Raw genomic sequence first — 21802 nt, 5'->3', positions numbered from 1 at the left:
AAAACAAAGCGCGCACTCTAACCGCTGTGCTCTACCGGACGCCAGCCATGGCGCCGAATATCCACACGATTGTTCTGGATGGTGATGCCTTCCATGCGCAATCGCGCGCGTTGTTCATCACCAGAGGGGCTGCCGACCGGCAGGCTGATGCGTCCGCCGGCACTCAATACGCGGTGCCAGGGCAGCCTGGTGTCGCCGGGCAACTGGCTCAAGGTGCGCCCGACCCAGCGCGCGGCGCGGCCCAGTCCGGCCAGTTCGGCCAGCTGTCCATAACTGACGACTTTGCCTTCGGGCACTTGCGCGAGCGTCGAGTAGAGCGCCGTGCGTCGGATTTGCGCATCGTTTTCGACGCTGTCGAGCGGGTCTTTCACGTACGCGGCTCCTGAGCATTGGCGTGACAATGGTGACAAGGGTAATCGCTTGGGGCGCAGTTGAGAAATGAACTCAATTGAAATAGTCCGGTCAGTCCTTGTCATGGGCAAAATCCTACGGATAATGCCGACCCTTTTCGCCAACTCTGAGCCCCCGGTCTGCTTATGTTCCCCAGAACCTTGTTGTGCCTTGCTGTTTTCAGCACGTCCACGCCCCTGCTTGCCGACACCGTCTGGTTGAAAAACGGCGACAAGTTGAGTGGCACTATCACGGTCTTTGACGGCGGCAAGCTGTTGATCCAGACCAAATACGCCGGTGCCGTGGCAATTGACTGGAAAGAGGTCAAGACCCTCGACAGCGATCAGCACTTGCTGGTGAAGCAGGACGCCTATGCCGGCGAAGTGTCGAAATCGCTCACGGCGGCCGACGACGGCAAGGTCACCCTGGCCAATGGCGAGGCGCCGAAGACAGTCGAGCTGGCGAGCATTCAGCAGATCCTCAAGCCCAAGCCGATCGTCACCGACCTGGTGTGGAAGGGCAACGTCGACCTGGCGCTGGACTATCAGCGCGCCGAAAAGGACACCGACGATTACGATGTTGGCTTCAAAACTTCCGCTCGCCATGGTCGCTGGCGGCATATTGCTGAGGGCGAGTACAACCGCGAAGTGCAGGATGCGGAAACCACCACCAACAACTGGCGCGCCGAATACTCTCTCGACCGCTTCCTCACCGATCAGTGGTTCTGGCAGGGGCGCATCAACTACAAGCGTGATCACATCGAAGAGCTGGCGCGTCAGCGTGTGGTCGGTACCGGTCCGGGCTACCAGTTCTGGGACGACGAACTGGGCGCGTTCTCGCTGGGTTCGTTGCTTAACCGCACCGACTATGAATACCGCGATGGCAGCAAGGACAACTTCTATTCCGTCGCGATGAAGTGGGACTACAACCGCTACCTGATCGGCAAGAAAGTCGAGTTCTTCACCAATGGCGAAGTCGGCAAGCCGTTGTCGGGCGTCGCCGATTACGCACTGGATGCCGAGCTGGGCCTGCGCTACAAGGTCACCGAATGGGCCTCGCTCAATCTCAAGGCCGAGCGCGACATCATCAGTGGCACCAACGATGCCGATTTGAACAAGACCCGCTATACCGCAGGGTTTGGCGTCGCTTGGTAAACACCTGCGCTAGAAAGGAGAAAGCCCCGTGATTGCGGGGCTTTTCATTGTCAGCTTTCTGCTTTGGTCTTGCTGACGGGAATCGAAACACATTCTCCCTGCCTGACGCCCATCTGATATTGGCATTGGTAGCTCAGGCTGCCGTCTTTCCTGAAGAAGCGCATCGGTCCATGCTCGGCACCATCGATATAATCGGTAAATGAAGCCATCTCACCGTTTTCGTGCCATGTCGTGGATGATCCGTGAAGGTTGCCGTCTTTGTATTTTCGATGTTCTTTAAGCTGGCCGGTCGCGTACCACTGTTTGAAGTCGCCCTGTTGGCGATGTTTTTCATCCCACTGCCACTGCAAGGTTTGCCTGCCTTGCTCATTCCATTGCTCATAGCTTCGTTGAATGCCGTTCCTATAAAACTGCTTCTCTTTGACAGTCCCGTCGATGAAGTAAGTGGTTATCCAACCATCTGGCTTGCTGTCGAAATTGGTGCGGGAAGTCTCAATGGCTCCGTTGTCAAAATAAGAATTATCCGGTCCTTGAGCTTTGCCGTTGATGTAAACGGTTTCGTACTTGACCTGTCCATTTGAATGGTAGCTAAGGACAGGGCCGTCGAGGACGTCATTTCGATAACTGCTGCGTCCGATCAGCGCCCCGTCCTCGTCGTATTCGAGATACTCGCCATCTACGTGCCTGCCCAGATGCCAGTTATAGGACTCAGCGATTTTGCCATTCTCGTGATAGATAAATTGCCAACCCTCGAGATGGTTGTTGAGGTAGTTTTCACGCTTGATGACGACGCCTTGTTCGGAATATGTCAGCGCCTCGCCCTGACGCAGGCCGTTAGCATCATTCTGGTAGGTCCGGCGGGGTTTTCCGTTTCGATAGTAAGCTTTGTATGTCAGAACGGGTTTCGCTGAAGCGAAGTCTTCTCTGTCGACGTAATGCTCGCTGCTTAGACTTCGCGTGTCCCGGTAAAAAATTTGTGCTTGCCACGCCTGTTTTTCTTCGTCATAGGACATTGGCATTTTCAGGTAGTACAACGCCAGGCCTTCGCCGATCGGCTTGAGGTGCTCGTCCAGATAAAGCTTGTCGTCTGCCAGAGGGTTCGTCAGGTCTGCGCACTCCTCAGGAGTGCAGGGGCGTACCTTTTCGAAGAAGGCGCGTTTTCGCTCGCAAGCAGAGAGCGTCAGAATCAGGGGGATTTTTTGGTCGATCAAGTCTTGGACTTCGCCGAGCGCTCGTCGAAATGATTCGTTCGGAATGCCCAATGATTCTGGAGTCAAATAGACCTCGTTGCTGCCGCAGGCGTGAGGAGTCGAGAGCGTCAGGAGCGCTGCGCCTCTGAGTTGCATCGAAGAGTGGCCATTGACTTCTGGTCCTTTCGCCAGATATGTCGCACGAGGGTTCATGTCGAGAATCACCGTCGGATGATCAGATTTGGTCTCTGCATTCAGAGGGGGGGCGAACGCCAACAGCAACGCGTTGAATGTGCTCCAAGAGATGAATTGCATCCTGCTTCTTCCATGTGATTCCAGGGCGCGGATCATATAGAGCGGAGGCAAAAAGAGGGGCAAACAAAATATACAGACACAAAAAAGCCCCGCTTTTAAGGGCGGGGCTCTTTTCTAAAGAAGCTACAAGTTAGATAACTTGTACTTCTTCAGCTTGCATGCCTTTCTGACCGCGGGTAGCGATGAAAGAAACCTGTTGGCCTTCTTTCAGGCTTTTGAAGCCGTCGGATTGGATAGCTTTGAAGTGAACGAACAGGTCGTCACCGGATTGTGGAGTGATGAAGCCGAAGCCTTTTTCATCGTTGAACCACTTAACGGTACCGGTTTGGCGATTAGACATGGTGTAACTCCTTGAACAAAGATAACTGCGACTCAGGAAGAACCCTGGCCGAGACTGAGTGCAAAGAGCAGGAAAAATTCTTGTAGATGGTTGGATCGAAATTCAACATATCGTGTAGAGATTCTCAGTGACACAAGCAACACAGTGACGCCACCTTAACCCTTTTTCCGGAACGTGCCAATGTTTCTTGCAAAGGATTCTGTGTTTTAGGGATCGGCGGTGCGGCTGTTCGTCGCCACATCTCGTAAATACGGGGTGTTCGCCGAGAATTGCGTTGCGCACTTTGATCGCGGCGACGCGCCCGGTAAGATGCCGGACAGAATTTTTCCACCTCGCTATTCAGGACAACCCCGCCATGAGCATCAAATCGGACAAGTGGATTCGCCGCATGGCGCAGGAACACGGCATGATCGAACCGTTCGTCGAGCGCCAGATGCGCGGCAGCGACGACAGCCGGGTGATTTCCTACGGCGTGTCGAGCTACGGTTACGACGTACGTTGCACCAACCACTTCAAGGTGTTCACCAACATCAACTCGGCGATCGTCGACCCGAAGAACTTCGACGCCGGCAGCTTCGTCGACATCCACAGCGACGTCTGCATCATCCCGCCGAACTCCTTCGCCCTGGCCAGCACCGTCGAGTACTTCCGTATTCCGCGCAATGTGCTGACCATCTGCCTGGGTAAAAGCACCTACGCGCGCTGCGGCATCATCGTCAACGTCACTCCGCTCGAGCCTGAGTGGGAAGGTCACGTGACCCTGGAATTCTCCAACACCACCAACCTGCCGGCGAAAATCTACGCCAACGAAGGCGTGGCGCAGATGCTCTTCCTTGAATCCGACGAGGAATGTGAAGTTTCCTACAAGGATCGTGGCGGCAAGTATCAGGGCCAGCGTGGCGTGACCTTGCCGCGTACCTGATCGACCATCCGACGGATGTCGGGAATTCTTTGGCGGGCAGACACTCTATGGGGTGTACTGCCCGTTTTTGTTACACACAAATTCGGGCCTTCACTGAGGAGTGCCCTATGAAGATCGACCCGCGAATCAGCGCTGAACTGGCAAGGCTTGAGCCCAATCAGATAGGCGTACTGGCCTGGTCGCTACTGGCGAATCCGTCGTTGAGCCTGTCCGGCGGCGTGCCCGGTCAGCCCGATCCTGATACTCCCAACGAACAACCGACCGAGCCAGGCGAACCAACGCTGCCGGACGAACCGCCTCCGGCGCCAGTTGCCTGACCCTACTCATTAATATGGCCCGTCAACCCGATCGATCTGCGATCTAGCTGACGGGCCATATTTCGTTGTCGCCGATTACGAAGACTTTACAGCTGTCGTCGCGCTCGACCTGATAGCCGCCGGTAAACGCACCGAACGCCGGCATCAGGCTGATGCGCTCACCCAATCTGAAACAGGCCAGGCGCAAGCTCTGCCGGCCTCTGCCGTGCAATCGATAAACCGGATGAACGTGTCCCGCGAGCACGTGCCGTTCGGGATGCGGATCGGGTTCATGTTGCAAGGCGAATGGCCCGAGCAATAGCGGCTCGGGTACCACGCGGATATTCAGCGAGGCCGGTGGGTCGCCAGCGCGTTTGTCGTGGTTGCCGCGAATCAGCGTCATCGGTAGGTCAGCGTGCCGCGCGCGCCATTCTCCCAGCGCATTAAGTGTGGTCGGGACATGGGAGCCGGGCCCATGCAGAAAATCGCCGAGGAAGATCAACTGGCGACACGGCAGCCGCGCCAGCAGCGCGTCGATCACCGCAATATTGCTCGCGGTCGTACCATGCGGCACTGGCTGGCCGAGGCTGCGATAGGCCGCCGCTTTGCCGAAATGCACATCGGCGATCAGCAACGCCTCCTGCGCGGGCCAGTACAGCGCTTTCTCCGGCAGTAACCACAATTCTTCGCCGGCGAGGCGCACCGGGTAGGCGCTCACGACGATTTGCCGTTATCAGCAGTTTTTTCCAGGTCACCGACCATTCTTCTGATCCTGTCAGCCAGTTTTTCCGAACTCATGCTCTCGCGCATCCGCTCCACCAACAGCGGGAACCCCAATGGTGTAGGACGTTTAACCTGATGCACGTCCAGTTTCATCTGATTGATGCGCGCCAGTGTCTGTTCCAGGCGGCGAATATCCAGTTCTTCGCGCAGGACTTCTTCCCCGGCCTGGGCCAAGAGCAGATTGTCGGCGTCGTATTGTTTGAACACCTGGAAAAACAAGCCACTCGACGCCTGGACCTGGCGCGTACTCTTCGGTGCGCCGGGATACCCGGCGAACACGAGCCCGGCGATCCGCGCGATTTCACGGAAGCGGCGCAACGCCAGTTCGCCGGCATTGAGACTGGCCAGCACGTCCAGCAACAGGTCATCGGCATTGAACAGGTGTGCGTCGAGATGGGTGGCCCAGTCCACCGGCGTGGCGCTGAGCAATTCCAGGCCGTAGTCATTCACCGCGATCGAGAAGGTCACAGGCTGGCGCTGACTGACGCGCCACGCCAGCAGGCTCGCCAGCCCCAGATGCACTTGGCGCCCGGCGAATGGATAGAGGAAAAGGTGCCAGCCTTCGCGGGATTTCAGCACTTCGGCCAGCAGATTTTCCGTGGTGGGCAACCCAGACCAGCGTATCTGCGTTTCCAGCAGCGGTCGCAGCGCGTGCATCTCCGGGCCGTTGAAATGACCTTGAGCAGCGGCGCTGAAACGCGCCACCACCGCTTCGGCCAGTTCGTTGGATAACGGCATGCGCCCGCCATTCCAGCGTGGCACGGCGGCTTTTTTCGCGGTGCTGCGTTTAACGTAGGCGGTCATGTTTTCTACCCGCACCAGCTCCAGCAAGCGGCCGGCAAAGAGGAAACCATCGCCGGGTTCCAGTCGCGCGATAAAGCCTTCCTCGACGCTGCCCAACTGTTTGCCGCCGCCCCCCTTGCTCCAGAATTTCAGGTTGATGCTCGCGTCGCTGACGAGGGTGCCGATGCTCATGCGATGGCGCCGCGCCAGACGTGCATCCGGCACACGCCAGACGCCGTGTTCGTCCGGCTCGACCCGGCGGTAGTCCGGGTACGCTGTAAGAGACATCCCGCCGTGGCGTACGAAAGCCAATGCCCAGGCCCAGTCCGCCGGTGTCAGGTCGCGATAAGCCCAGGCGCCGCGGACTTCTTCGTACAGATCCTCAGGAATAAAGCCACCGCCGAGGGCCATGCTGACCAAATGCTGGACCAGCACATCCAACGGCTTGTGCGGCGACAGGCGTGGCTCGATGCGCCGTTGCTCGACGGCATCGCGTGCGGCGACCGCTTCGATCAGTTCAAGGCTGTGGGTCGGCACCAGCGTCACCCGCGAGGTGCGCCCCGGTGCGTGGCCGGAGCGCCCGGCGCGTTGCATCAACCGCGCGACCCCTTTCGCCGAGCCGATCTGCAGCACGCGCTCGACCGGGAGGAAATCCACGCCCAGATCCAGGCTTGAGGTGCACACCACGGCTTTCAATTGGCCATTCTTCAACGCCTGCTCGACCCAGTCGCGGGTGTCGCGGGACAGTGAACTGTGGTGCAACGCGATCAACCCGGCCCAGTCCGGCCGCGATTCCAGCAGCGCCTGATACCAGATCTCCGACTGCGCGCGGGTGTTGGTGAACACCAGGCTGCTGGCGCAGGCGTCGAGTTCGGCCACCACTTGCGGCAGCATCTTCAGACCGATGTGTCCGGCCCACGGAAAACGCTCGGTGGCCGGTGGGAGCAGGGTATCGACCTGCAGGGTTTTTTCGCTTTTGCCCTGAACACTCACGCCGCCGCCCTGTGGGATCAGCACGTGCTCGGCGTGGGACTGATTACCGAGGGTGGCGGAAACGCCCCAGACGATCATTTCCGGCTGCCAGTGACGCAGACGGGCGAGGGCCAGTTGCAGCTGCACGCCGCGTTTGTTGCCGAGCAATTCGTGCCATTCATCAACGACGATCATGCGCAGGGTCGACAACGCCGTGCGCGCGTCGGCGCGGGCGAGCAGCAGGGTCAGGCTTTCAGGTGTAGTAATCAGGGTGGTCGGCAGGCGCCGGCCCTGACGAGCGCGTTCGCTGCTGCTGGTGTCGCCAGTGCGCAGGCCGATGCTCCACGGAATCTGCAAATCATCCACTGGGGTTTGCAGTGCGCGGGCAGTGTCGGCGGCGAGGGCGCGCATCGGCGTGATCCACAGCACCGTCAGCGGTTCGGCCGGCGGTTTGCGTTTGCGTGGCGTGGCCACGGGCGGCTGCAAGCGGGCGAAGCGATTGAGCGCGGCAAACCACACCGCATAGGTTTTGCCGGCGCCAGTGCTGGCGTGGAGCAAGCCGGATTCGCCGTTTTTCACCGCCGCCCACACCTGTTTCTGAAAGGCGAACGGCTTCCAGGCGCGAGCGCTGAACCAGGTTTTTGCAAAGTCGGGGGATTTCGCCATGCCGGCTGCGTGCGCTCTGGAGGTGTTGTTTCAGAGACAGCGAAGCGTGGCGACAAGTTTGATTTTTGTGGCTTGCGCGGTCCCCTGTAGGAGTGAGCCTGCTCGCGATAGCGGTGTGTCAGTTACATCATATTGGATGTGATGACGCTATCGCGAGCAGGCTCACTCCTACAGTGGAGATGTGCACGGCGTTATTTAAGGTTACCGCTGAGGAACTGCTTCAGGCGTTCACTCTTGGGATTGCCCAGCACCTCTTCCGGCGCGCCTTCTTCTTCCACCAGACCCTGATGCAGAAACAGCACCTGATTCGACACCTTGCGCGCAAAACTCATTTCGTGGGTGACCATGATCATCGTCCGGCCCTCTTCGGCCAGACCCTGAATCACTTTCAACACCTCACCGACCAGTTCCGGGTCGAGTGCCGAGGTCGGTTCGTCGAACAGCATCACTTCCGGTTCCATCGCCAGCGCCCGGGCGATCGCCACGCGCTGTTGCTGGCCGCCGGAGAGAAACGCCGGGTACTGATCGGCGACCCGCGCCGGCAAGCCGACTTTGTCCAGATAACGTCGGGCGCGATCCTCGGCTTCCTGTTTGCTGCAGCCCAGCACCCGGCGCGGGGCCATGGTGATGTTTTCCAGCACGGTCATGTGGCTCCACAGGTTGAAATGCTGGAACACCATCGCCAGCCGTGTGCGCAGGCGTTGCAGTTCATTGGCGTCGGCGACGTGCATGCCGTGGCGGTCGGTGACCATGCGGATCGCCTGGCCATCGAGGCTCATGGCGCCGTCATTCGGTTGTTCAAGAAAATTGATGCAGCGCAAAAAGGTGCTTTTGCCCGAGCCGCTGGCGCCGATCAGGCTGATCACGTCGCCGGTCCTGGCCTTGAGCGAAACGCCTTTGAGCACCTGATGATCGCCATAGCTTTTGTGCAGGCCTTCAACGGTCAGTTTGTACATGGACGAGCATCCTCAAGGCGAAAGTAGGTAGCCGCTGCGATAGGCTTCGGCGCCCGCGACGTGGGCGATGACCATGCCGGCGGTGGCCATGCGTCGCAGCGAGCGCGCGTACAGCAGGCCGGCGGCGGTGCAATGAATGGGGGTGACCTTGTCGTGGATCGGGTCGATGATTTCGGCGATCTGCTGCCCGGCTTCCAGATATTGGCCGGGCGTTGCGCAGTACACCAGCAGGCCGCCGACGGGCGTGGTCACCGGTTCGACACCGGCCAGCGGCGTGGCCGGGTACGGCAGCGGCGGTTGCGGCTTGGTTTCGCCGACGATGGCGTCGAACTGGATCAGGTAATCGATCAGCGCCTGACAGTCGCGGCTGGCCAGCGGGTGATTGACGTCGCCCTGGCCGCGCAACTCGACGGTCACCGAGAAACTGCCCAGGGGAATCTCGACGTGCTCGCCGAAGCGCTCGCGCAATTGCCACCAGAGCAGGGTGAAGCATTCGTCGAACGACTGGCCGCCGGAGTCGGTAGCGAGCAGGCTGGCCTGGGCTTCGATATAGCGCGCCAGCGGCTCGACCTGCGGCCACGCCTCGGGCGTGGTGTACAGGTGCACCACCGATTCGAAATCGCAGTGCAAGTCCAGCACCATGTCGGCATCGCAAGCCAGGCGTTGCAGGGTCAGACGCTGGGATTGCAGTTGCGTGGTCGGCGTCTGACGGGCGAGGGCGTTGCGCAGGCTGGCCCGGATCAGTTCAAGGTTGTGCTGCGCATCATCGTTGAGTTGGCCTTCGATGGCGTTGCCGATTTCTTCGCTGAGGTCGACGAACCAGCGATTGAAATTCTGCCCGCTCTCCAGGTCATAGCGGCCCAGCGGCACGTCCATCAGCACTTGTTCGAGGCCGACCGGGTTGGCCACCGGCACCAGAACGATTTCGCTGCGCAGGCGACCGGCGGCTTCAAGTTCGGCCAGACGCTGCTTGAGGTGCCAGGCGACCAGCATGCCCGGCAGTTCATCGGCGTGCAGCGACGCCTGAATGTAAACCTTGCCCTTGGCCTGCTGTGGGCCGAAGTGGAAGCTGTGAATCTGCCGTGCGGTCCCCGGCAGCGGGGCCAGCAGGTCATGGATCTGGTGGCGCATTGTTATCTCTTTATTGTCAAACCGGTGCTAGTGAGTCGGCCCGAGGAAGGCCAGCCAACGGCGTTCGGCGAGGCGAAACAAGCCGACCAGCGCAAAGGTGATGGTCAGGTAGATCAACGCGGCAATGCCGAACGACTGGAAAGTCAGGAACGTTGCCGAGTTGGCGTCCCGTGCGACTTTCAGGATATCGGGAATGGTCGCGGTGAACGCCACCGTGGTCGAGTGCAGCATCAGGATCACTTCGTTGCTGTAGTAAGGCAACGAACGGCGCAGGGCTGACGGCATGATCACGTAGGCATACAGCTTCCAGCCGGTCAGGCCATAAGCCTTGGCCGCTTCGACTTCGCCGTGGTTCATGCTGCGAATCGCCCCGGCAAAAATCTCCGTGGTGTACGCGCAGGTGTTGAGGGCGAAGGCGAGGATCGTGCAGTTCATCGCATCGCGAAAGAAACTGTCGAGGATCGGCTGTTCGCGCACGGCGGCGAGGCTGTAGATGCCGGTGTAGCAGATCAGCAACTGGATATACAGCGGCGTGCCGCGGAACAGGTAGGTGTAGAACTGCACCGGCCAGCGGATGTAGAAGTGCGGCGATACCCGTGCAATCGACAGTGGAATCGAGACGATGAAGCCGATGCCGATCGACGCGGTGAGCAGCCACATCGTCATCGCCAGCCCGGTGATGTTCTGGCCGTCGGTATATAGGAAGGCTTTCCAGTATTCCTGCAGGAGTTCGATCATCGTACGGCCTCCCGGGCACCGGCGGCGTAGCGGCGTTCGAGCCAGCGCAGGATGAAGTTCGAAGCACTGGTGATCAGCAGATAGATCAAGGCGGCGAGAACCAGGAAGTAGAACAGTTGATAGGTGCTTTTACCGGCGTCCTGGGCGGCCTTGACCAGATCGGCGAGGCCGATGATCGACACCAGTGCGGTGGCCTTGAGCATGACCATCCAGTTGTTGCCGATGCCCGGCAGGGCGAAACGCATCATCTGCGGAAACACCACGAAGCGAAACCGCTGGCCGCGTTTGAGGCCATACGCGGTGGCGGCTTCGACCTGACCACGCGGTACCGCGAGGATCGCGCCCCGGAAGGTCTCGGTGAAATACGCGCCATAAATGAAGCCCAGCGTCAGCACGCCGGCGCTGAACGGGTCGATCTCGATGTATTCCCATTCCATGTAGTCGGTCAGCGTGGTCAGCCAGGTTTGCAGGCTGTAGAAGATCAACAGCATCAGCACCAGGTCCGGCACGCCGCGAATCAGCGTGGTGTAGAGCTGCGCGGGCAGGCGCACCAGTTTGACTTTCGACAGTTTGGCACTGGCGCCGAGCAGGCCGAGCAACACGGCCACCAGCAGCGACATCGCCGATAATTTGATGGTCATCCAGGTGCCTTGCAGCAGCAACGGGCCGAAGCCCTGCAGACTGAACGAGGCCAGCCCCAGATTTTGCAGGAGGGTTTCAAACATAAATCAGCAACCTGAGCGGATGGAAAAGGCGCCCATCGAGGATGGGCGCCGGGGCATTATTTGCCGCTGTACAGATTCAGGTCGCCAAAGTGTTTCTTTTGAATCTCGGCGTATTTGCCGTCGTCGTGTAACGCTTTGATACCTTTATCCAAAAGCGCCTTCAGCTCAGTGTTACCTTTCTTGATACCGACAGCCGTTTTGGCTGGCAGCAATTCGCTGTCGACCGGCTGGCTGATTTCGTAATCGGCGCCTTTCGGCGACTTCAGAAAGCCCAGTTCGGCTTGCAGCATGTCCTGGATACCGGCGTCGAGACGGCCGGAGGTCAGGTCGGAATACACCTGATCCTGGTTCTGATAGGCCTGGGTTTTCACGCCAGCCTTGTCCAGTACGGCTTTGGCATAGGCTTCCTGAATCGTGCCTTGCTCATAGCCAACGGTCTTGCCCTTGAGCGAGGCGACGTCGGCGGTGATGCCTGAACCCTTTTTGAACACGTAGGCGGTCGGGCCGGAAAACAGTTCGCTGGAGAAGTCGATGACCTTCTCGCGCGCCGGGGTCACGGTCATCGACGAGATCACACCGTCGAATTTGTTGGCCTTGAGGCCCGGAATCATGCCGTCGAAATCGCTTTCGACCCACTTGCACTTGACCTTCAGTTCGGCGCAGATCGCGTTGCCCAGGTCGATATCGAACCCGACCAGGCTGCCGTCGGCCGCTTTCGACTCGAACGGTGCGTACGAAGGGTCAACGCCAAAGCGCAGCTCTTTGTATTCCTTGGCCAGCGCGGAGCCGGCGGCCATGCACAACGCCAGTGCAGAAAGGGTCAGCAATGCTTTTTTCATTATTCAATCCCTAAGAACCAATATGAGCGCTTGTGGCGCAGAATTATTGTTACTGCAACGCTTACGACCTATAGAAAGTAGCAATTTCCGAACCAGAGTGCCGAACAGGTGTTTTAAAAGGTTCAGTAACGAGGGGCAAGGGCAACCGGATGCCCGGAAACGGGCGCGGCGTTTTTCCTGCACCGTTTGCGAGCGCACGTTGAGTTGGTGGCAGCCATTACCTGTGGCGAGGGAGCTTGCTCCCGCTGGGGGGCGAAGCACTCCCCGGCGCTTTGCCTGAGAAATCTGCTGTGCAGGCTTTGCGACTGCTGCGCAGCCGGGCGGGAGCAAGCTCCCTCGCCACAGGGTTTCGCTCAGGCGAGCAGATCCTGGAGGGTAGCGAGGCTGTCGGCTTCTTCGACGGTCTTGTCCTTGCGCCAGCGCAGCATGCGCGGGAAGCGCACGGCGATGCCGCTCTTGTGGCGGCGCGACAGGGCGATGCCTTCGAAACCGAGTTCGAACACCAGACTCGGTTTTACGCTGCTCACCGGGCCGAATTTTTCGACTGTGGTCTTGCGCACGATGCTGTCGACCTGGCGCATCTCTTCATCGGTCAGCCCCGAATAGGCCTTGGCGAACGGCACCAGCGAGCGCTGGCTGGATTCGGGTGGACCGTCCCACACGGCGAAGGTGTAATCGCTGTACAGACTGGCGCGGCGGCCGTGTCCGCGCTGTGCGTAAATCAGCACGGCATCAACGCTGAACGGGTCGACCTTCCATTTCCACCACACGCCCATGTCCTTGGTCCGACCGACGCCATACAACGAATCGCGGGCCTTGAGCATCATGCCTTCGACGCCGAGTTTGCGTGATGCCTCGCGCTGGCGCCCGAGATCGAACCAGTCTTCGCCGGTCAGTACAGGGGAGGGCAGCAGCACCGGGCTGTTGCAGCGCGCGATCACCTCCTCGAGTTGCGCACGGCGTTTGGCTTGCGGCTGATTACGCCAGTCCTCGCCCTGCCATTCCAGCAGGTCGTAGGCGAGTACCACCACCGGCACTTCTTCAAGAATCTTCTTGTCGAGCGTTTTGCGACCGATGCGTTGTTGCAACAGGGCGAACGGTTGCACGGCCGGCGGCTCATCGGATTGCGGATCGAAGGCGTCTTCGGTGGTCGGATGAGTGCTCTTCCACACGACGATTTCACCGTCGATCACCGTGCCGTCGGGCAAGCCGTGCACCAGCACATCGAATTCGGGGAAGCGCTCGGTCACCAGTTCCTCGCCGCGGGACCATACCCACAGCTTGCCGTCACGCTTGACCACTTGCGCGCGGATGCCGTCCCACTTCCATTCCACCTGCCAGTCGCTGGCCGGACCGAGCAGTGCTTCGAATTCCTCGACCGGTTGCGCCAAGGCGTGGGCGAGAAAAAACGGGTAGGGCTGGCCGCCGCGCTGGGCGTGCTCATCAGCGGATTCGGGGGCGATCAGTTTCAGATAGCTGGCGGCGTTCGGCCGGTTCGACAGATCGGTGTACCCGACCAGACGCTGGGCCACGCGTTTGCTGTCGAGCCCGGCCATCGAGGCGAGGGCGCGGGTGACCAGCAACTTCGACACGCCGACCCGGAAACTGCCAGTGATCAACTTGATGCAGAGCATCAGGCTCGCCCGATCCAGCTCCGCCCATAACATTGGCAGTTGCCGCGCCAAGTACTCGGGCGTCTCACCGCGCAATGGCAGCAGCTTGTCTTCGATCCATTCGGCGAGACCGGCCTCGGAGCTGTGCGAATTTTCCGGCAGCACCAGAGAAATGGTTTCGGCCAGATCGCCGACGGCTTGATAGCTCTCTTCGAACAACCACGGCTCCAGCCCCGAAACTTCCACCGCCAGCTCGCGGAGGATGCGCACCGGAACCAGTTGTCGCGGCCGCCCACCGGAAAGGAAATACACCGCCCAGGCGGCATCTTCCGGCGCGGCCTGCGCGAAGTAGGCCTGCATCGCCGCCAGCTTGGCGTTGCTCGACGTGGTCGCATCGAGTTCGGCATATAACTCGGCGAAGGCTTTCATGGGGAAGTCTCGGCAACGGTGGGTTCGACGGCGATGTCTTCTTCGTCATCGCCGTATTCAGTGGTGAAGCCTTGGGCATCGAGGCCCTGTTCGCGCAAATGGCGCACGAGCACGCCGATCGAGCCGTGGGTGACCATGACCCGTTCGGCGCCGGTCTGGTTGATCGCCCAGAGCAGGCCGGGCCAGTCAGCGTGGTCGGACAGGACGAAACCACGATCTACACCACGCCGACGTCGAGTGCCGCGCAGGCGCATCCAGCCGCTGGCAAAGGCATCGCTGAAATCGCCGAAACGGCGCATCCACGTGCTGCCGCCCGCCGACGGCGGGGCGATGACCAGCGCCTGACGCATGATCGGATCGCTTTTTTTCACGTCGCCCGCGTAGATCGTCGGCGGCAGGTACACGCCAGCGTCGCGGTAGACGCGGTTCAACGGTTCGACTGCACCGTGGCTGAGGATCGGCCCGAGGGTTTCGTCGATGCCGTGGAGAATCCGCTGGGCCTTGCCGAAGGAATAGCAGAACAGCACGCTGGCCTTGCCGGCGGCGATATTGGCCGCCCACCACTGATTGATCTCGTCGAAAATCTGCGCCTGCGGCTGCCAGCGATAGATCGGCAGGCCGAAGGTCGATTCGGTAATGAACGTGTGGCAGCGCACCGGTTCGAACGGGGCGCAGGTGCCGTCCGGCTCAACCTTGTAATCGCCCGACGCGACCCAGACTTCGCCGCCGTATTCCAGACGCACCTGCGCCGAACCGAGGACATGCCCGGCGGGATGAAAGCTCAGAGTGACCCCGTGGTGGGTGAGGCGCTGGCCGTAATCGAGAGTTTGCAACTGGATATCCTGACCGAGGCGCGCGCGCAGAATCCCGGCGCTGGCGCTGCTCGACAGGTAATGCTGATTACCGGTGCGCGCGTGATCGCCATGGGCATGGGTGATCACCGAACGCTCGACCGGTCGCCAGGGATCGATATAGAAATCCCCGGCGGGGCAGTAGAGACCTTCAGGTCGGGCGATAACAAGATCCATGTTGTGACCGGAATGGGGGGCTTGTTAGCTATGAGGCGGGTGTCAGGCTGGAAGTTCGATTGGCTTTAAAGCGCTACCCTCACCCCAGCCCTCTCCCGGAGGGAGAGGGGGCCGACCGAAGTGTCTGGCGAGGTACATCGACCTGAGGGACCGAATTGAATATGGATCCGGCACAGCCTTGAGCCTGGTCCAATGTTGGATTCACCTCCCTCTGGTAGAGGGGCCGACCGAAGTGTCTGGTGAGGTACATCGACCTGAGGGACCGAATTGAATATGGATCCGGCACAGCCTTGAGCCTGATCCAATGTTGGATTCACCGTCTCTCTTTCAGGTCGGCGCAAGACCCAAGCATCCCCCAATCAGTCCCCTCTCCCTCCGGGAGAGGGCTAGGGTGAGGGGCTGTTAATCTTTGCTTTACTTGCCGGGAGTCAGGGTCAAACGGGCCTTGCCATACACCCGGTCAAAGTTCTGCGGCTGCATCGGCAAGCCGATGTACTGACCCTTGAGCCACGCATCGATCCCGTTCAGATAATTCGGGCTCAGCGGATTGCCCGACTGCCCCGTACCGTTCTGCGCCATCAGCGGTTCGCTCTGGCCGAAGTCGACGATAAAACGCATCGCCGGCGCACGGGTCGTGACGAAGTCCTGGCCCCAGGCAAACGCCGAAGTGTTCAGCGTGGTGTGATCGCCGCCGGCCGCCAACGGCCCGCGAACGGTCTGGCCATTGCTGTTCTTCCACGCATAGCTGTGCAATTTGCCCCACTGCCAGGCGCGATGATCGCCGCCCAACTGGCTGTCACCGGCAGTGATGGCCGCCGCGAGGCTACGGGCGAGAATCACCGCTTTGTCTTCCTTCTGCGGCGTACGGACATCGTCCCAGAACGGACTGTCCTCACGCCCCAGCAGATGATCGGCCTGCGCCGCGTAGGACAGTTCGCCGCTGGTCATAAATGCTTTCCACGCCGGGCTGGATTCAGGCCCCAGTTCGTCGAGGAAAATCTGCTTCATGCTTTCCTGCAGAAACAACTCATAAATCGCTGCATCCGCAGAGGTCGGGCTGAGCTTGCCGTCGAAGGCCATCAAGCGCGTGAAGGCTTCGCGCGCCTTGCTGCGTTCGGCTTCCGGCAGGGCGTCGATCGCCTGTTTCAGCGGTTGCTTCATGCCCGGTGCTTCGAAGACTTTTTTCAGCTTGGCGGCGAAGGTGGTGGTCTGGTCGTACTGCATGGCGATCACGCTGCGGCTGTCGTGCTTGCCGCCTCCCGCCATTTCCGCCAGGCGTTCGCCGCGCTCCGGTGCCGCCCAGGATTTCGACAACTGCATGCCGTAACCGTCGGGAATCACACGCTGATTGGCGGTGCCGAGCCAGCCTTGTGCCGGGTCCTGATCGTAGGGGTGCAACATCGGGTCGGCGTAACCGTCCCAGTCGTAGCGACCGTCCCAGCCCGGCGAGGGCAGCAGGCCTTCGCCTTCGCGGCGGTTGGGAAAGCGGCCGGTGACTTGCCAGCCGATATTGCTCGCATCGGCGAATACCAGATTCAGGGTAATGGCGCGGATTTCGCGGCTGGCGTCCGAAGCGCGCTCGACGTTTTGCGCGCGGGTCAGATCGAAGAAGGCATCCAGGGTTTTGTCGTCGGTGAAATTCGGTGTCTGCAACGCGAGGCCGAAGCCGCTGCCTTGCGCCGCTGCCTGGGCACTGTTGAGCAGCGCGCCGTGGCGGGTTTCGTAAACGGCTTCGCGAATCGGTCGCTGGCCTTTGACGAAGTAGGTCTCGTTGCGCACGCCCAACGGCTGCCATTTGCCGTTGACCTCATAAGTCAGGCTGCTGCCCTGACGGCGGATTTTCTCGAGGAACAGGTCCTGATTGTCGCCGAGCACGCTGGTCATGCTCCACGCCACTTTGCCATTGAAGCCGCCGAGCACCATCGGCAGGCCGGCAACCGTGACGCCAGCGGCCTGATATTTCGGCGCGCGGATCTGCACGAAACTCCACAACGACGGCGCAGCGAGCGGCCCGTGCGCGTCGCTGGCCAGCAGGCTCTTGCCGCTGCGGCTGCGCTGCGGGGCGATCGCCCAGTTGTTCGCAGTCGGTGTGGCGAGCAGGTTCAGCGCCGACAGCTGCTGGCTGGCGCTGCTCAGTTCGGTCAGGCCCGGAATCTGCCCGTTGAGCTTGAGGCCTTGCAGCTTGTCGGCTTCGGCCACCGGTAGATTTTCATCGGGCGCCGACGGGCTCAGCCAGGCGAGTTTGTCAGTGGTCACGGTTTGCGCGAGCACCAGTGACTGGATTTCCTCCGGCAGGTTGGCCGACTGGCTGAAATTCAGCAGGGCAAAGATCAGCGCCGAATCCTCCGGTTTCCAGTATTCCGGTTTGTAACCGCTGGCAGCGAGGTCGCCCGGCAACTTGTCGGCGTAGCGGAACAGGTAGGCGTTGACGCCCCGTGCGTACACCTCGAAGAAGCGTTTGAGGCGTGGCGACGAGGCCTTGTAGAGCTCGCCGGCGCTCTTCTTCAGATTGACCGCGCGCATGTAGCGGTCGGCATCGAGCATAGCCGCGCCGGACATTTCCGCCAGCCGCCCCTGGGCCAACAGGCGCAGGGTGACCATCTGATTGATGCGGTCGCTGGCGTGGACATAGCCGAGGCTGAACAGCGCGTCATGGAAGCTGTTGCTCTCGATCAACGGCATGCCCATCGCATTGCGCCGCACCGACACGTTCTGCGCCAGGCCCTTGAGCGGTTGCACGCCGGAGGTCGGCGGCAGGCTGTCCTGGGCGTTCCAGGTCTGGCAACCGGACAAACCGAGAACACCGGCCACTGCTGCGGCAACGCCGAACCGGGGAAGAAAATGTGTAAGGGCTGGCGAGGCCATGGCGAAGCTCCTGCGGGGGTATAAGGCTGGGGGCGCAATAAAGCCGCTACGTTAGTGAGGGCGCGAGGGCCGCGCAAGCGGGGCGAGTGGTTATTTGTGCAGTTGTCGGCTGATCGGTCACAGGCGTGACAGTTGCTTGTGGGAAAGCGCTGATGTTGAACTACGGAATAAGTCCCGAGACCTGTCAGGAGAAAGATCGCTATGGAGCTTCAAAGCAACGCTGCGCTGATCATCATCGACCAGCAGAAAGGCATTTTGCATCCGCGTCTGGGGCGGCGTAATAATCCTCAGGCCGAAGAGCGAATGCTTGAGTTATTGGCGCTGTGGCGCCTGCGCGGGCGCCCGGTGATTCACGTGCAGCATTTGTCGCGCTCACCTGACTCGGTGTTCTGGCCCGAGCAGGCCGGAGTGGAGTTTCAAGAGCGATTTGTGCCTCAGGTCGGGGAATGGCTGATCCAGAAACAACTGCCGGACGCGTTTTGTGCCAGTGGGCTGGAGGCGCAGTTGCGTGAGGCTGGGATCGGGCAACTGATCATCGTTGGTGTGGCGACCAATAACTCTGTTGAGTCGACGGCGCGCACTGCGGGCAACCTGGGGTTCGACACATGGGTGGCAGAGGATGCGTGTTTTACCTTCGACAAAGCCGATTATTTCGGCACGCCACGTACCGCTGAAGAGGTGCACGGGATGTCGCTGGGGAATCTGCATGGGGAGTACGCGACGGTGGTCAGTAGTGCGCAGCTGTTGGCGGCAGACTGAAGTTTTTAGGTGAATGGACCGGCGCTTTCGCGAGCAGGCTCGCTCCTGTAGGAGTGAGCCTGCTCGCGATAGCGTTTGATCAGGCGATATCAATTTCGGATGTGCCGGCCCCATCGCTAGCACGCTCACTCCTACAGGAGATCGGTACGCGGTCACTGTGGGAGCGAGCCTGCTCGCGAAGGCGGTGTGTCAGGCGAAGAAGATCTTCGCCAGTGACATCAAGCGCCGTGGCACTTCTTGAATTTCTTGCCGTTGCCGCACGGGCAAGGGTCGTTGCGGCCGACGTCTTTCAGGGCGTTGCGCACCGGTTCCTGGTGGGCGTGGCCGCAGTTCGGGCCGTGGACATGGCCATGGTCGTGATCGTGATGGTGGTCATGATCGTGGTTGCAGTCAGGGCCATGGACATGAGGTTGCTGGGTCATCGAGGTCACTCCGGAGTTAGATCGGCGGGGATTATCACGCCATTGCGCTCAAGGTGCACGTAGTGGGCGATGAATAAACCAGTTTCCATTTCCCCCTGCAATCGATAGGGAATCTGCTGATTCGGATTTTTCAGCAGTTTCACCACCTGTTTGATCTTCGGCCACAGGTTGGTGCGGATCGGCACTTTGAAATAGGCGCTGCGCTTCGGCCCGACGGTAAACCAGTGCTCATGCTCGCCCTCGGTGAGCAGCATGTCGGCCAGATGGATGCGGTATTCCAGACCGCGTACGGTCAGGTCGCTGTCGTTGGGATTGTCGACGCGAAAGTGCAGGATGAATTTCTGCTCGAGCAGTTTGGCCCGTACCACCTCGACTTTCACCAGATGCACGGCGGGTTCCACGCTGTCATCACTGAACCACGAGGCACAGCCGCCGAGGTTTACGATCAGCATCAACAGCAGAAAATTTAATGTGCGCCGGCGACCGAGCATGGTTGTACTCCCTTTGTTGCCAGTCTAGACGCTAAAAGATCGCAGCCTTCGGCAGCTCCTACAGAATGAACGCAAATCACGTGTAGGAGCTGCCGAAGGCTGCGATCTTTTGATCTTCAGCTCAAGCGCCGAAATAACCCGCACAGCACTTCTTGAACTTCTGCCCGCTGCCGCAAGGGCAGCCGTCATTGCGCCCCAATTTCATCTGCACCGTCGGATCGATGAAATACCAGCGCCCGGCGTTCTGCACAAACGAGGAGCGCTCGCGGTGACTGTGCTCGCCCTGGGTATCGTGCCAGCGCGCAGTGAAGGTGACGAAAGCATGTTCCGGCTGACCGCCAAAGACTTCCGAGCTTTCGACCTCAAGACCGAGCCAGGTGCTTTGCGCACTCCAGTCGCTGATCGATTGTCGGTTCAATCCCGCTTGCTGGGCGGGCAGGGTGGTCGCCACCAGATAGTCGATCAGCCCCAGCACATAAGCGCTGTAGCGCGAGCGCATCAAGGCTTCGGCGCACGGTGCCGGGTGGCCGTCATGATAAGGGCCGCAGCAGGCATCCAGCAGATTGCCGCTGCCGCATGGGCAAATGGCTGTACTCATTGCATTACCACCAGTATTTCCCGAAATTTTCCGGATTGGCCCAGAAGCGTGAATTGAGCCAGTCGGGGACTTGTTTGTAGTCAAGCAGATCGTAAGTGAACAGCGTCAGCACCTGCTCGTCGCGCTGGAAACGCTCGCTGGCCTGCAGTGCCAGCGAATAGAAATCGGTTTCCTGCCAGCCACTGGCCGCGAGATCAGCCAGCACCGCGATGCGACTGGCGTTGAGATTGCGGATGCCGCCCAACAGGTTCAGGCCGTCGCGCTTGGGCAAATGTTCCAGGCAATCGACTACCAGCGCCAGATCGAAGCGTTGCGCGGCCAGTTCGGCAGGCAATGCGCCGGGCGCGGCGTGGGCCACCAAGGTGTCAGGGTGCGCCTGCTTGAAGGCGTCCAAGGCTGGAAATGCGCTGGCGCCGATCAGCAGCAGACGAGCCGGGGCGTAGCGATCCAGCAAAGCGGCCAGCGCCTGTTGCGGCGTGCGCGAAGAAATGGCGACGTTCATCGAAGCTCCTCAGTCAGACCGCCAAGACTAGCCTGCCAGACTGCGGCGGCAAAGCGCCCGGTTGCGTGGTTTTCCTTAAAAGTGGCAAACCTCTGTGAACACGGTCGCAAACAGCGGTGGCCTATTGCTGGCGGAGATTAAAACTCCGGTCTTTAATCCCTGAATCGGTTTCAAGCCGATCCCTCAGGAGAAAACTAGATGAGCATAGTTCGGACAGCATTACCCTTGGTTCTGCTAACCAGTGTGTTGACTGGTTGTGCAGGTTTGCAGAAAACCGACTGGCCGACCTGTGCGGCGGTCGGTGGTGTGGTCGGTGCCGGTCTCGGCGCGACGGAAAGCGCTTCGTGGGCCGGTTATGGTGCGCTGCTGGTTGGCGGCACGGCGGCGGCTTATTGCTGGGTGCACGGTGATGGCGATGAGGACGGCGATGGCGTGCCGGACAGTCGCGACAAGTGCCCGGGCACGCCAAAAGGTGTGCAGGTCGATGCTGACGGTTGCCCACCACCGACGCCTGCGCCAGTGGTCGAAGAAGCGGTTGTGGTCAAGGAGGAAACCATCGTCATTCGTGATGTGCACTTCGAGTTCGACAAAGCCACGCTGACCGGCCCTGACAAGCAAGTGCTCGACAAAGTCGCCGATCGCCTGAAACAGGAGTCCTCCACCGCGCAACTGACCGTGACCGGTCACACCGACAGTGTCGGCAGCGATGCCTACAACAAGAAACTCTCGGATCGGCGTGCGCACTCGGTGGTGGAATACCTGATCCAGCAGGGCGTACCGCGTGCCAGCTTCGTTTCGGTGTCGGGCCTTGGTGAAAGCCAGCCTGTCGCTGACAACAAGTCGGCCGATGGTCGCGCGCAGAACCGTCGCACCGAAATCAAAATCGTCCGCTAGC

At 60.2% G+C, this 21802-nt stretch carries 22 protein-coding genes; 5 read left to right on the top strand and 17 right to left on the bottom strand.

Features of this window, described 5'->3' with window-relative positions; all coding sequences use genetic code 11:
- Positions 1 to 17: 17 nt before the first annotated feature.
- Positions 18 to 371, bottom strand: coding sequence for an MGMT family protein (locus AEQ63_RS17345; RefSeq protein WP_064364216.1), 354 nt, complete (start codon positions 369 to 371; stop codon positions 18 to 20).
- A 165-nt stretch (positions 372 to 536) separates the two neighbouring features.
- On the opposite strand from AEQ63_RS17345, the gene AEQ63_RS17340 reads away from it, so the two are divergent.
- A complete protein-coding gene (locus tag AEQ63_RS17340) occupies positions 537 to 1544 on the top strand; it encodes a DUF481 domain-containing protein (protein ID WP_042608238.1) in 1008 nt (335 codons plus the stop codon).
- Between the two features lie 50 nt (positions 1545 to 1594).
- On the opposite strand, the gene AEQ63_RS17335 is transcribed toward AEQ63_RS17340, so the two are convergent.
- Both AEQ63_RS17335 and AEQ63_RS17330 read right to left on the bottom strand, forming a co-directional pair.
- Complete coding sequence (locus tag AEQ63_RS17335) at positions 1595 to 3049, bottom strand: toxin-antitoxin system YwqK family antitoxin (protein ID WP_064364215.1); 1455 nt, start codon at positions 3047 to 3049, stop codon at positions 1595 to 1597.
- 130 nt (positions 3050 to 3179) lie between these two features.
- Positions 3180 to 3389 (bottom strand): cold-shock protein, encoded by a 210-nt coding sequence (locus tag AEQ63_RS17330; protein ID WP_002554837.1) that lies wholly within the window; start codon positions 3387 to 3389, stop codon positions 3180 to 3182.
- A gap of 355 nt (positions 3390 to 3744) precedes the next feature.
- Between AEQ63_RS17330 and dcd the strand changes: the two genes are divergently transcribed.
- Entirely contained in the window at positions 3745 to 4311 is a 567-nt protein-coding gene (gene dcd / locus AEQ63_RS17325) for a dCTP deaminase (RefSeq protein ID WP_007940589.1), read from the top strand.
- Positions 4312 to 4418: 107 nt separating this feature from the next.
- Positions 4419 to 4628, top strand: coding sequence for a hypothetical protein (locus AEQ63_RS17320; protein ID WP_016771389.1), 210 nt, complete (start codon positions 4419 to 4421; stop codon positions 4626 to 4628).
- Between the two features lie 43 nt (positions 4629 to 4671).
- On the opposite strand, the gene pdeM is transcribed toward AEQ63_RS17320, so the two are convergent.
- The 10 genes from pdeM to AEQ63_RS17270 all read right to left on the bottom strand — a co-directional run bounded on the left by pdeM (position 4672) and on the right by AEQ63_RS17270 (position 18135).
- The gene (gene pdeM / locus AEQ63_RS17315; RefSeq protein WP_442965716.1) at positions 4672 to 5325 is read right to left on the bottom strand and encodes a ligase-associated DNA damage response endonuclease PdeM; all 654 of its coding nucleotides are present in this window, start codon (positions 5323 to 5325) and stop codon (positions 4672 to 4674) included.
- Positions 5322 to 7811, bottom strand: coding sequence for a ligase-associated DNA damage response DEXH box helicase (locus tag AEQ63_RS17310; RefSeq protein WP_064364213.1), 2490 nt, complete (start codon positions 7809 to 7811; stop codon positions 5322 to 5324). The genes pdeM and AEQ63_RS17310 overlap by 4 nt, the downstream gene beginning before the upstream one ends.
- Positions 7812 to 8002: 191 nt before the next feature.
- Positions 8003 to 8767 (bottom strand): ABC transporter ATP-binding protein, encoded by a 765-nt coding sequence (locus tag AEQ63_RS17305; protein ID WP_042608235.1) that lies wholly within the window; start codon positions 8765 to 8767, stop codon positions 8003 to 8005.
- A gap of 12 nt (positions 8768 to 8779) precedes the next feature.
- Positions 8780 to 9898, bottom strand: coding sequence for a succinylglutamate desuccinylase/aspartoacylase family protein (locus AEQ63_RS17300; RefSeq protein WP_064364212.1), 1119 nt, complete (start codon positions 9896 to 9898; stop codon positions 8780 to 8782).
- 27 nt (positions 9899 to 9925) lie between these two features.
- A complete protein-coding gene (locus AEQ63_RS17295; RefSeq protein ID WP_042608233.1) occupies positions 9926 to 10636 on the bottom strand; it encodes an ABC transporter permease in 711 nt (236 codons plus the stop codon).
- Positions 10633 to 11361 (bottom strand): ABC transporter permease, encoded by a 729-nt coding sequence (locus AEQ63_RS17290; RefSeq protein ID WP_042608232.1) that lies wholly within the window; start codon positions 11359 to 11361, stop codon positions 10633 to 10635. Before AEQ63_RS17290 ends, AEQ63_RS17295 begins: the two co-directional genes overlap by 4 nt.
- Positions 11362 to 11417: 56 nt before the next feature.
- A complete protein-coding gene (locus AEQ63_RS17285) occupies positions 11418 to 12200 on the bottom strand; it encodes a transporter substrate-binding domain-containing protein (RefSeq protein ID WP_042608231.1) in 783 nt (260 codons plus the stop codon).
- A 353-nt stretch (positions 12201 to 12553) separates the two neighbouring features.
- Positions 12554 to 14242, bottom strand: a complete 1689-nt coding sequence (locus AEQ63_RS17280) for an ATP-dependent DNA ligase (protein ID WP_064364211.1) — start codon at positions 14240 to 14242, stop codon at positions 12554 to 12556.
- On the bottom strand, positions 14239 to 15270 hold the full coding sequence (locus tag AEQ63_RS17275) for a ligase-associated DNA damage response exonuclease (RefSeq protein WP_042608229.1): 1032 nt from the start codon (positions 15268 to 15270) through the stop codon (positions 14239 to 14241). The genes AEQ63_RS17280 and AEQ63_RS17275 overlap by 4 nt, the downstream gene beginning before the upstream one ends.
- 414 nt (positions 15271 to 15684) lie before the next feature.
- A complete protein-coding gene (locus AEQ63_RS17270) occupies positions 15685 to 18135 on the bottom strand; it encodes a penicillin acylase family protein (protein ID WP_064364210.1) in 2451 nt (816 codons plus the stop codon).
- A 201-nt stretch (positions 18136 to 18336) separates the two neighbouring features.
- Between AEQ63_RS17270 and AEQ63_RS17265 the strand changes: the two genes are divergently transcribed.
- On the top strand, positions 18337 to 18894 hold the full coding sequence (locus AEQ63_RS17265) for a cysteine hydrolase family protein (RefSeq protein WP_064364209.1): 558 nt from the start codon (positions 18337 to 18339) through the stop codon (positions 18892 to 18894).
- A 218-nt stretch (positions 18895 to 19112) separates the two neighbouring features.
- On the opposite strand, the gene AEQ63_RS17260 is transcribed toward AEQ63_RS17265, so the two are convergent.
- The 4 genes from AEQ63_RS17260 to AEQ63_RS17245 all read right to left on the bottom strand — a co-directional run bounded on the left by AEQ63_RS17260 (position 19113) and on the right by AEQ63_RS17245 (position 20907).
- The gene (locus AEQ63_RS17260) at positions 19113 to 19316 is read right to left on the bottom strand and encodes an SEC-C metal-binding domain-containing protein (protein WP_003198420.1); all 204 of its coding nucleotides are present in this window, start codon (positions 19314 to 19316) and stop codon (positions 19113 to 19115) included.
- 5 nt (positions 19317 to 19321) lie between these two features.
- Positions 19322 to 19807 (bottom strand): LEA type 2 family protein, encoded by a 486-nt coding sequence (locus tag AEQ63_RS17255; RefSeq protein WP_042608227.1) that lies wholly within the window; start codon positions 19805 to 19807, stop codon positions 19322 to 19324.
- Positions 19808 to 19928: 121 nt separating this feature from the next.
- Positions 19929 to 20405 carry a YchJ family protein gene (locus AEQ63_RS17250; protein ID WP_064364208.1) on the bottom strand — a complete coding sequence of 159 codons (477 nt, stop codon included), beginning with the start codon at positions 20403 to 20405 and terminating at the stop codon, positions 19929 to 19931.
- A gap of 4 nt (positions 20406 to 20409) precedes the next feature.
- Positions 20410 to 20907: a DUF6231 family protein gene (locus AEQ63_RS17245; RefSeq protein WP_042608225.1), complete on the bottom strand. Its 498-nt coding sequence runs from the start codon at positions 20905 to 20907 to the stop codon at positions 20410 to 20412.
- 198 nt (positions 20908 to 21105) lie between these two features.
- Between AEQ63_RS17245 and AEQ63_RS17240 the strand changes: the two genes are divergently transcribed.
- On the top strand, positions 21106 to 21801 hold the full coding sequence (locus AEQ63_RS17240) for an OmpA family protein (protein ID WP_024011908.1): 696 nt from the start codon (positions 21106 to 21108) through the stop codon (positions 21799 to 21801).
- Position 21802: the final 1 nt, after the last annotated feature.

This window comes from Pseudomonas sp. RIT-PI-o, assembly GCF_001297215.1.
Classification (GTDB): Bacteria; Pseudomonadota; Gammaproteobacteria; order Pseudomonadales; family Pseudomonadaceae; genus Aquipseudomonas; species Aquipseudomonas moraviensis_A.
Note: the sequence above shows the minus strand (reverse complement) of the source record. Positions and strands in the feature narration are given on the sequence as shown.

Bases quoted from the DNA above. Each gene is read 5' to 3' on its own strand.
- AEQ63_RS17340 (WP_042608238.1), top strand. From the start codon at position 537: ATGTTCCCCAGAACCTTGTTGTGCCTTGCTGTTTTCAGCACGTCCACG.
- AEQ63_RS17335 (WP_064364215.1), bottom strand. From the start codon at position 3,049: ATGCAATTCATCTCTTGGAGCACATTCAACGCGTTGCTGTTGGCGTTC.
- AEQ63_RS17330 (WP_002554837.1), bottom strand. From the start codon at position 3,389: ATGTCTAATCGCCAAACCGGTACCGTTAAGTGGTTCAACGATGAAAAA.
- dcd (WP_007940589.1), top strand. From the start codon at position 3,745: ATGAGCATCAAATCGGACAAGTGGATTCGCCGCATGGCGCAGGAACAC.
- AEQ63_RS17320 (WP_016771389.1), top strand. From the start codon at position 4,419: ATGAAGATCGACCCGCGAATCAGCGCTGAACTGGCAAGGCTTGAGCCC.
- AEQ63_RS17310 (WP_064364213.1), bottom strand. From the start codon at position 7,811: ATGGCGAAATCCCCCGACTTTGCAAAAACCTGGTTCAGCGCTCGCGCC.
- AEQ63_RS17305 (WP_042608235.1), bottom strand. From the start codon at position 8,767: ATGTACAAACTGACCGTTGAAGGCCTGCACAAAAGCTATGGCGATCAT.
- AEQ63_RS17300 (WP_064364212.1), bottom strand. From the start codon at position 9,898: ATGCGCCACCAGATCCATGACCTGCTGGCCCCGCTGCCGGGGACCGCA.
- AEQ63_RS17295 (WP_042608233.1), bottom strand. From the start codon at position 10,636: ATGATCGAACTCCTGCAGGAATACTGGAAAGCCTTCCTATATACCGAC.
- AEQ63_RS17290 (WP_042608232.1), bottom strand. From the start codon at position 11,361: ATGTTTGAAACCCTCCTGCAAAATCTGGGGCTGGCCTCGTTCAGTCTG.
- AEQ63_RS17285 (WP_042608231.1), bottom strand. From the start codon at position 12,200: ATGAAAAAAGCATTGCTGACCCTTTCTGCACTGGCGTTGTGCATGGCC.
- AEQ63_RS17280 (WP_064364211.1), bottom strand. From the start codon at position 14,242: ATGAAAGCCTTCGCCGAGTTATATGCCGAACTCGATGCGACCACGTCG.
- AEQ63_RS17275 (WP_042608229.1), bottom strand. From the start codon at position 15,270: ATGGATCTTGTTATCGCCCGACCTGAAGGTCTCTACTGCCCCGCCGGG.
- AEQ63_RS17270 (WP_064364210.1), bottom strand. From the start codon at position 18,135: ATGGCCTCGCCAGCCCTTACACATTTTCTTCCCCGGTTCGGCGTTGCC.
- AEQ63_RS17265 (WP_064364209.1), top strand. From the start codon at position 18,337: ATGGAGCTTCAAAGCAACGCTGCGCTGATCATCATCGACCAGCAGAAA.
- AEQ63_RS17260 (WP_003198420.1), bottom strand. From the start codon at position 19,316: ATGACCCAGCAACCTCATGTCCATGGCCCTGACTGCAACCACGATCAT.
- AEQ63_RS17255 (WP_042608227.1), bottom strand. From the start codon at position 19,807: ATGCTCGGTCGCCGGCGCACATTAAATTTTCTGCTGTTGATGCTGATC.
- AEQ63_RS17250 (WP_064364208.1), bottom strand. From the start codon at position 20,405: ATGAGTACAGCCATTTGCCCATGCGGCAGCGGCAATCTGCTGGATGCC.
- AEQ63_RS17245 (WP_042608225.1), bottom strand. From the start codon at position 20,907: ATGAACGTCGCCATTTCTTCGCGCACGCCGCAACAGGCGCTGGCCGCT.
- AEQ63_RS17240 (WP_024011908.1), top strand. From the start codon at position 21,106: ATGAGCATAGTTCGGACAGCATTACCCTTGGTTCTGCTAACCAGTGTG.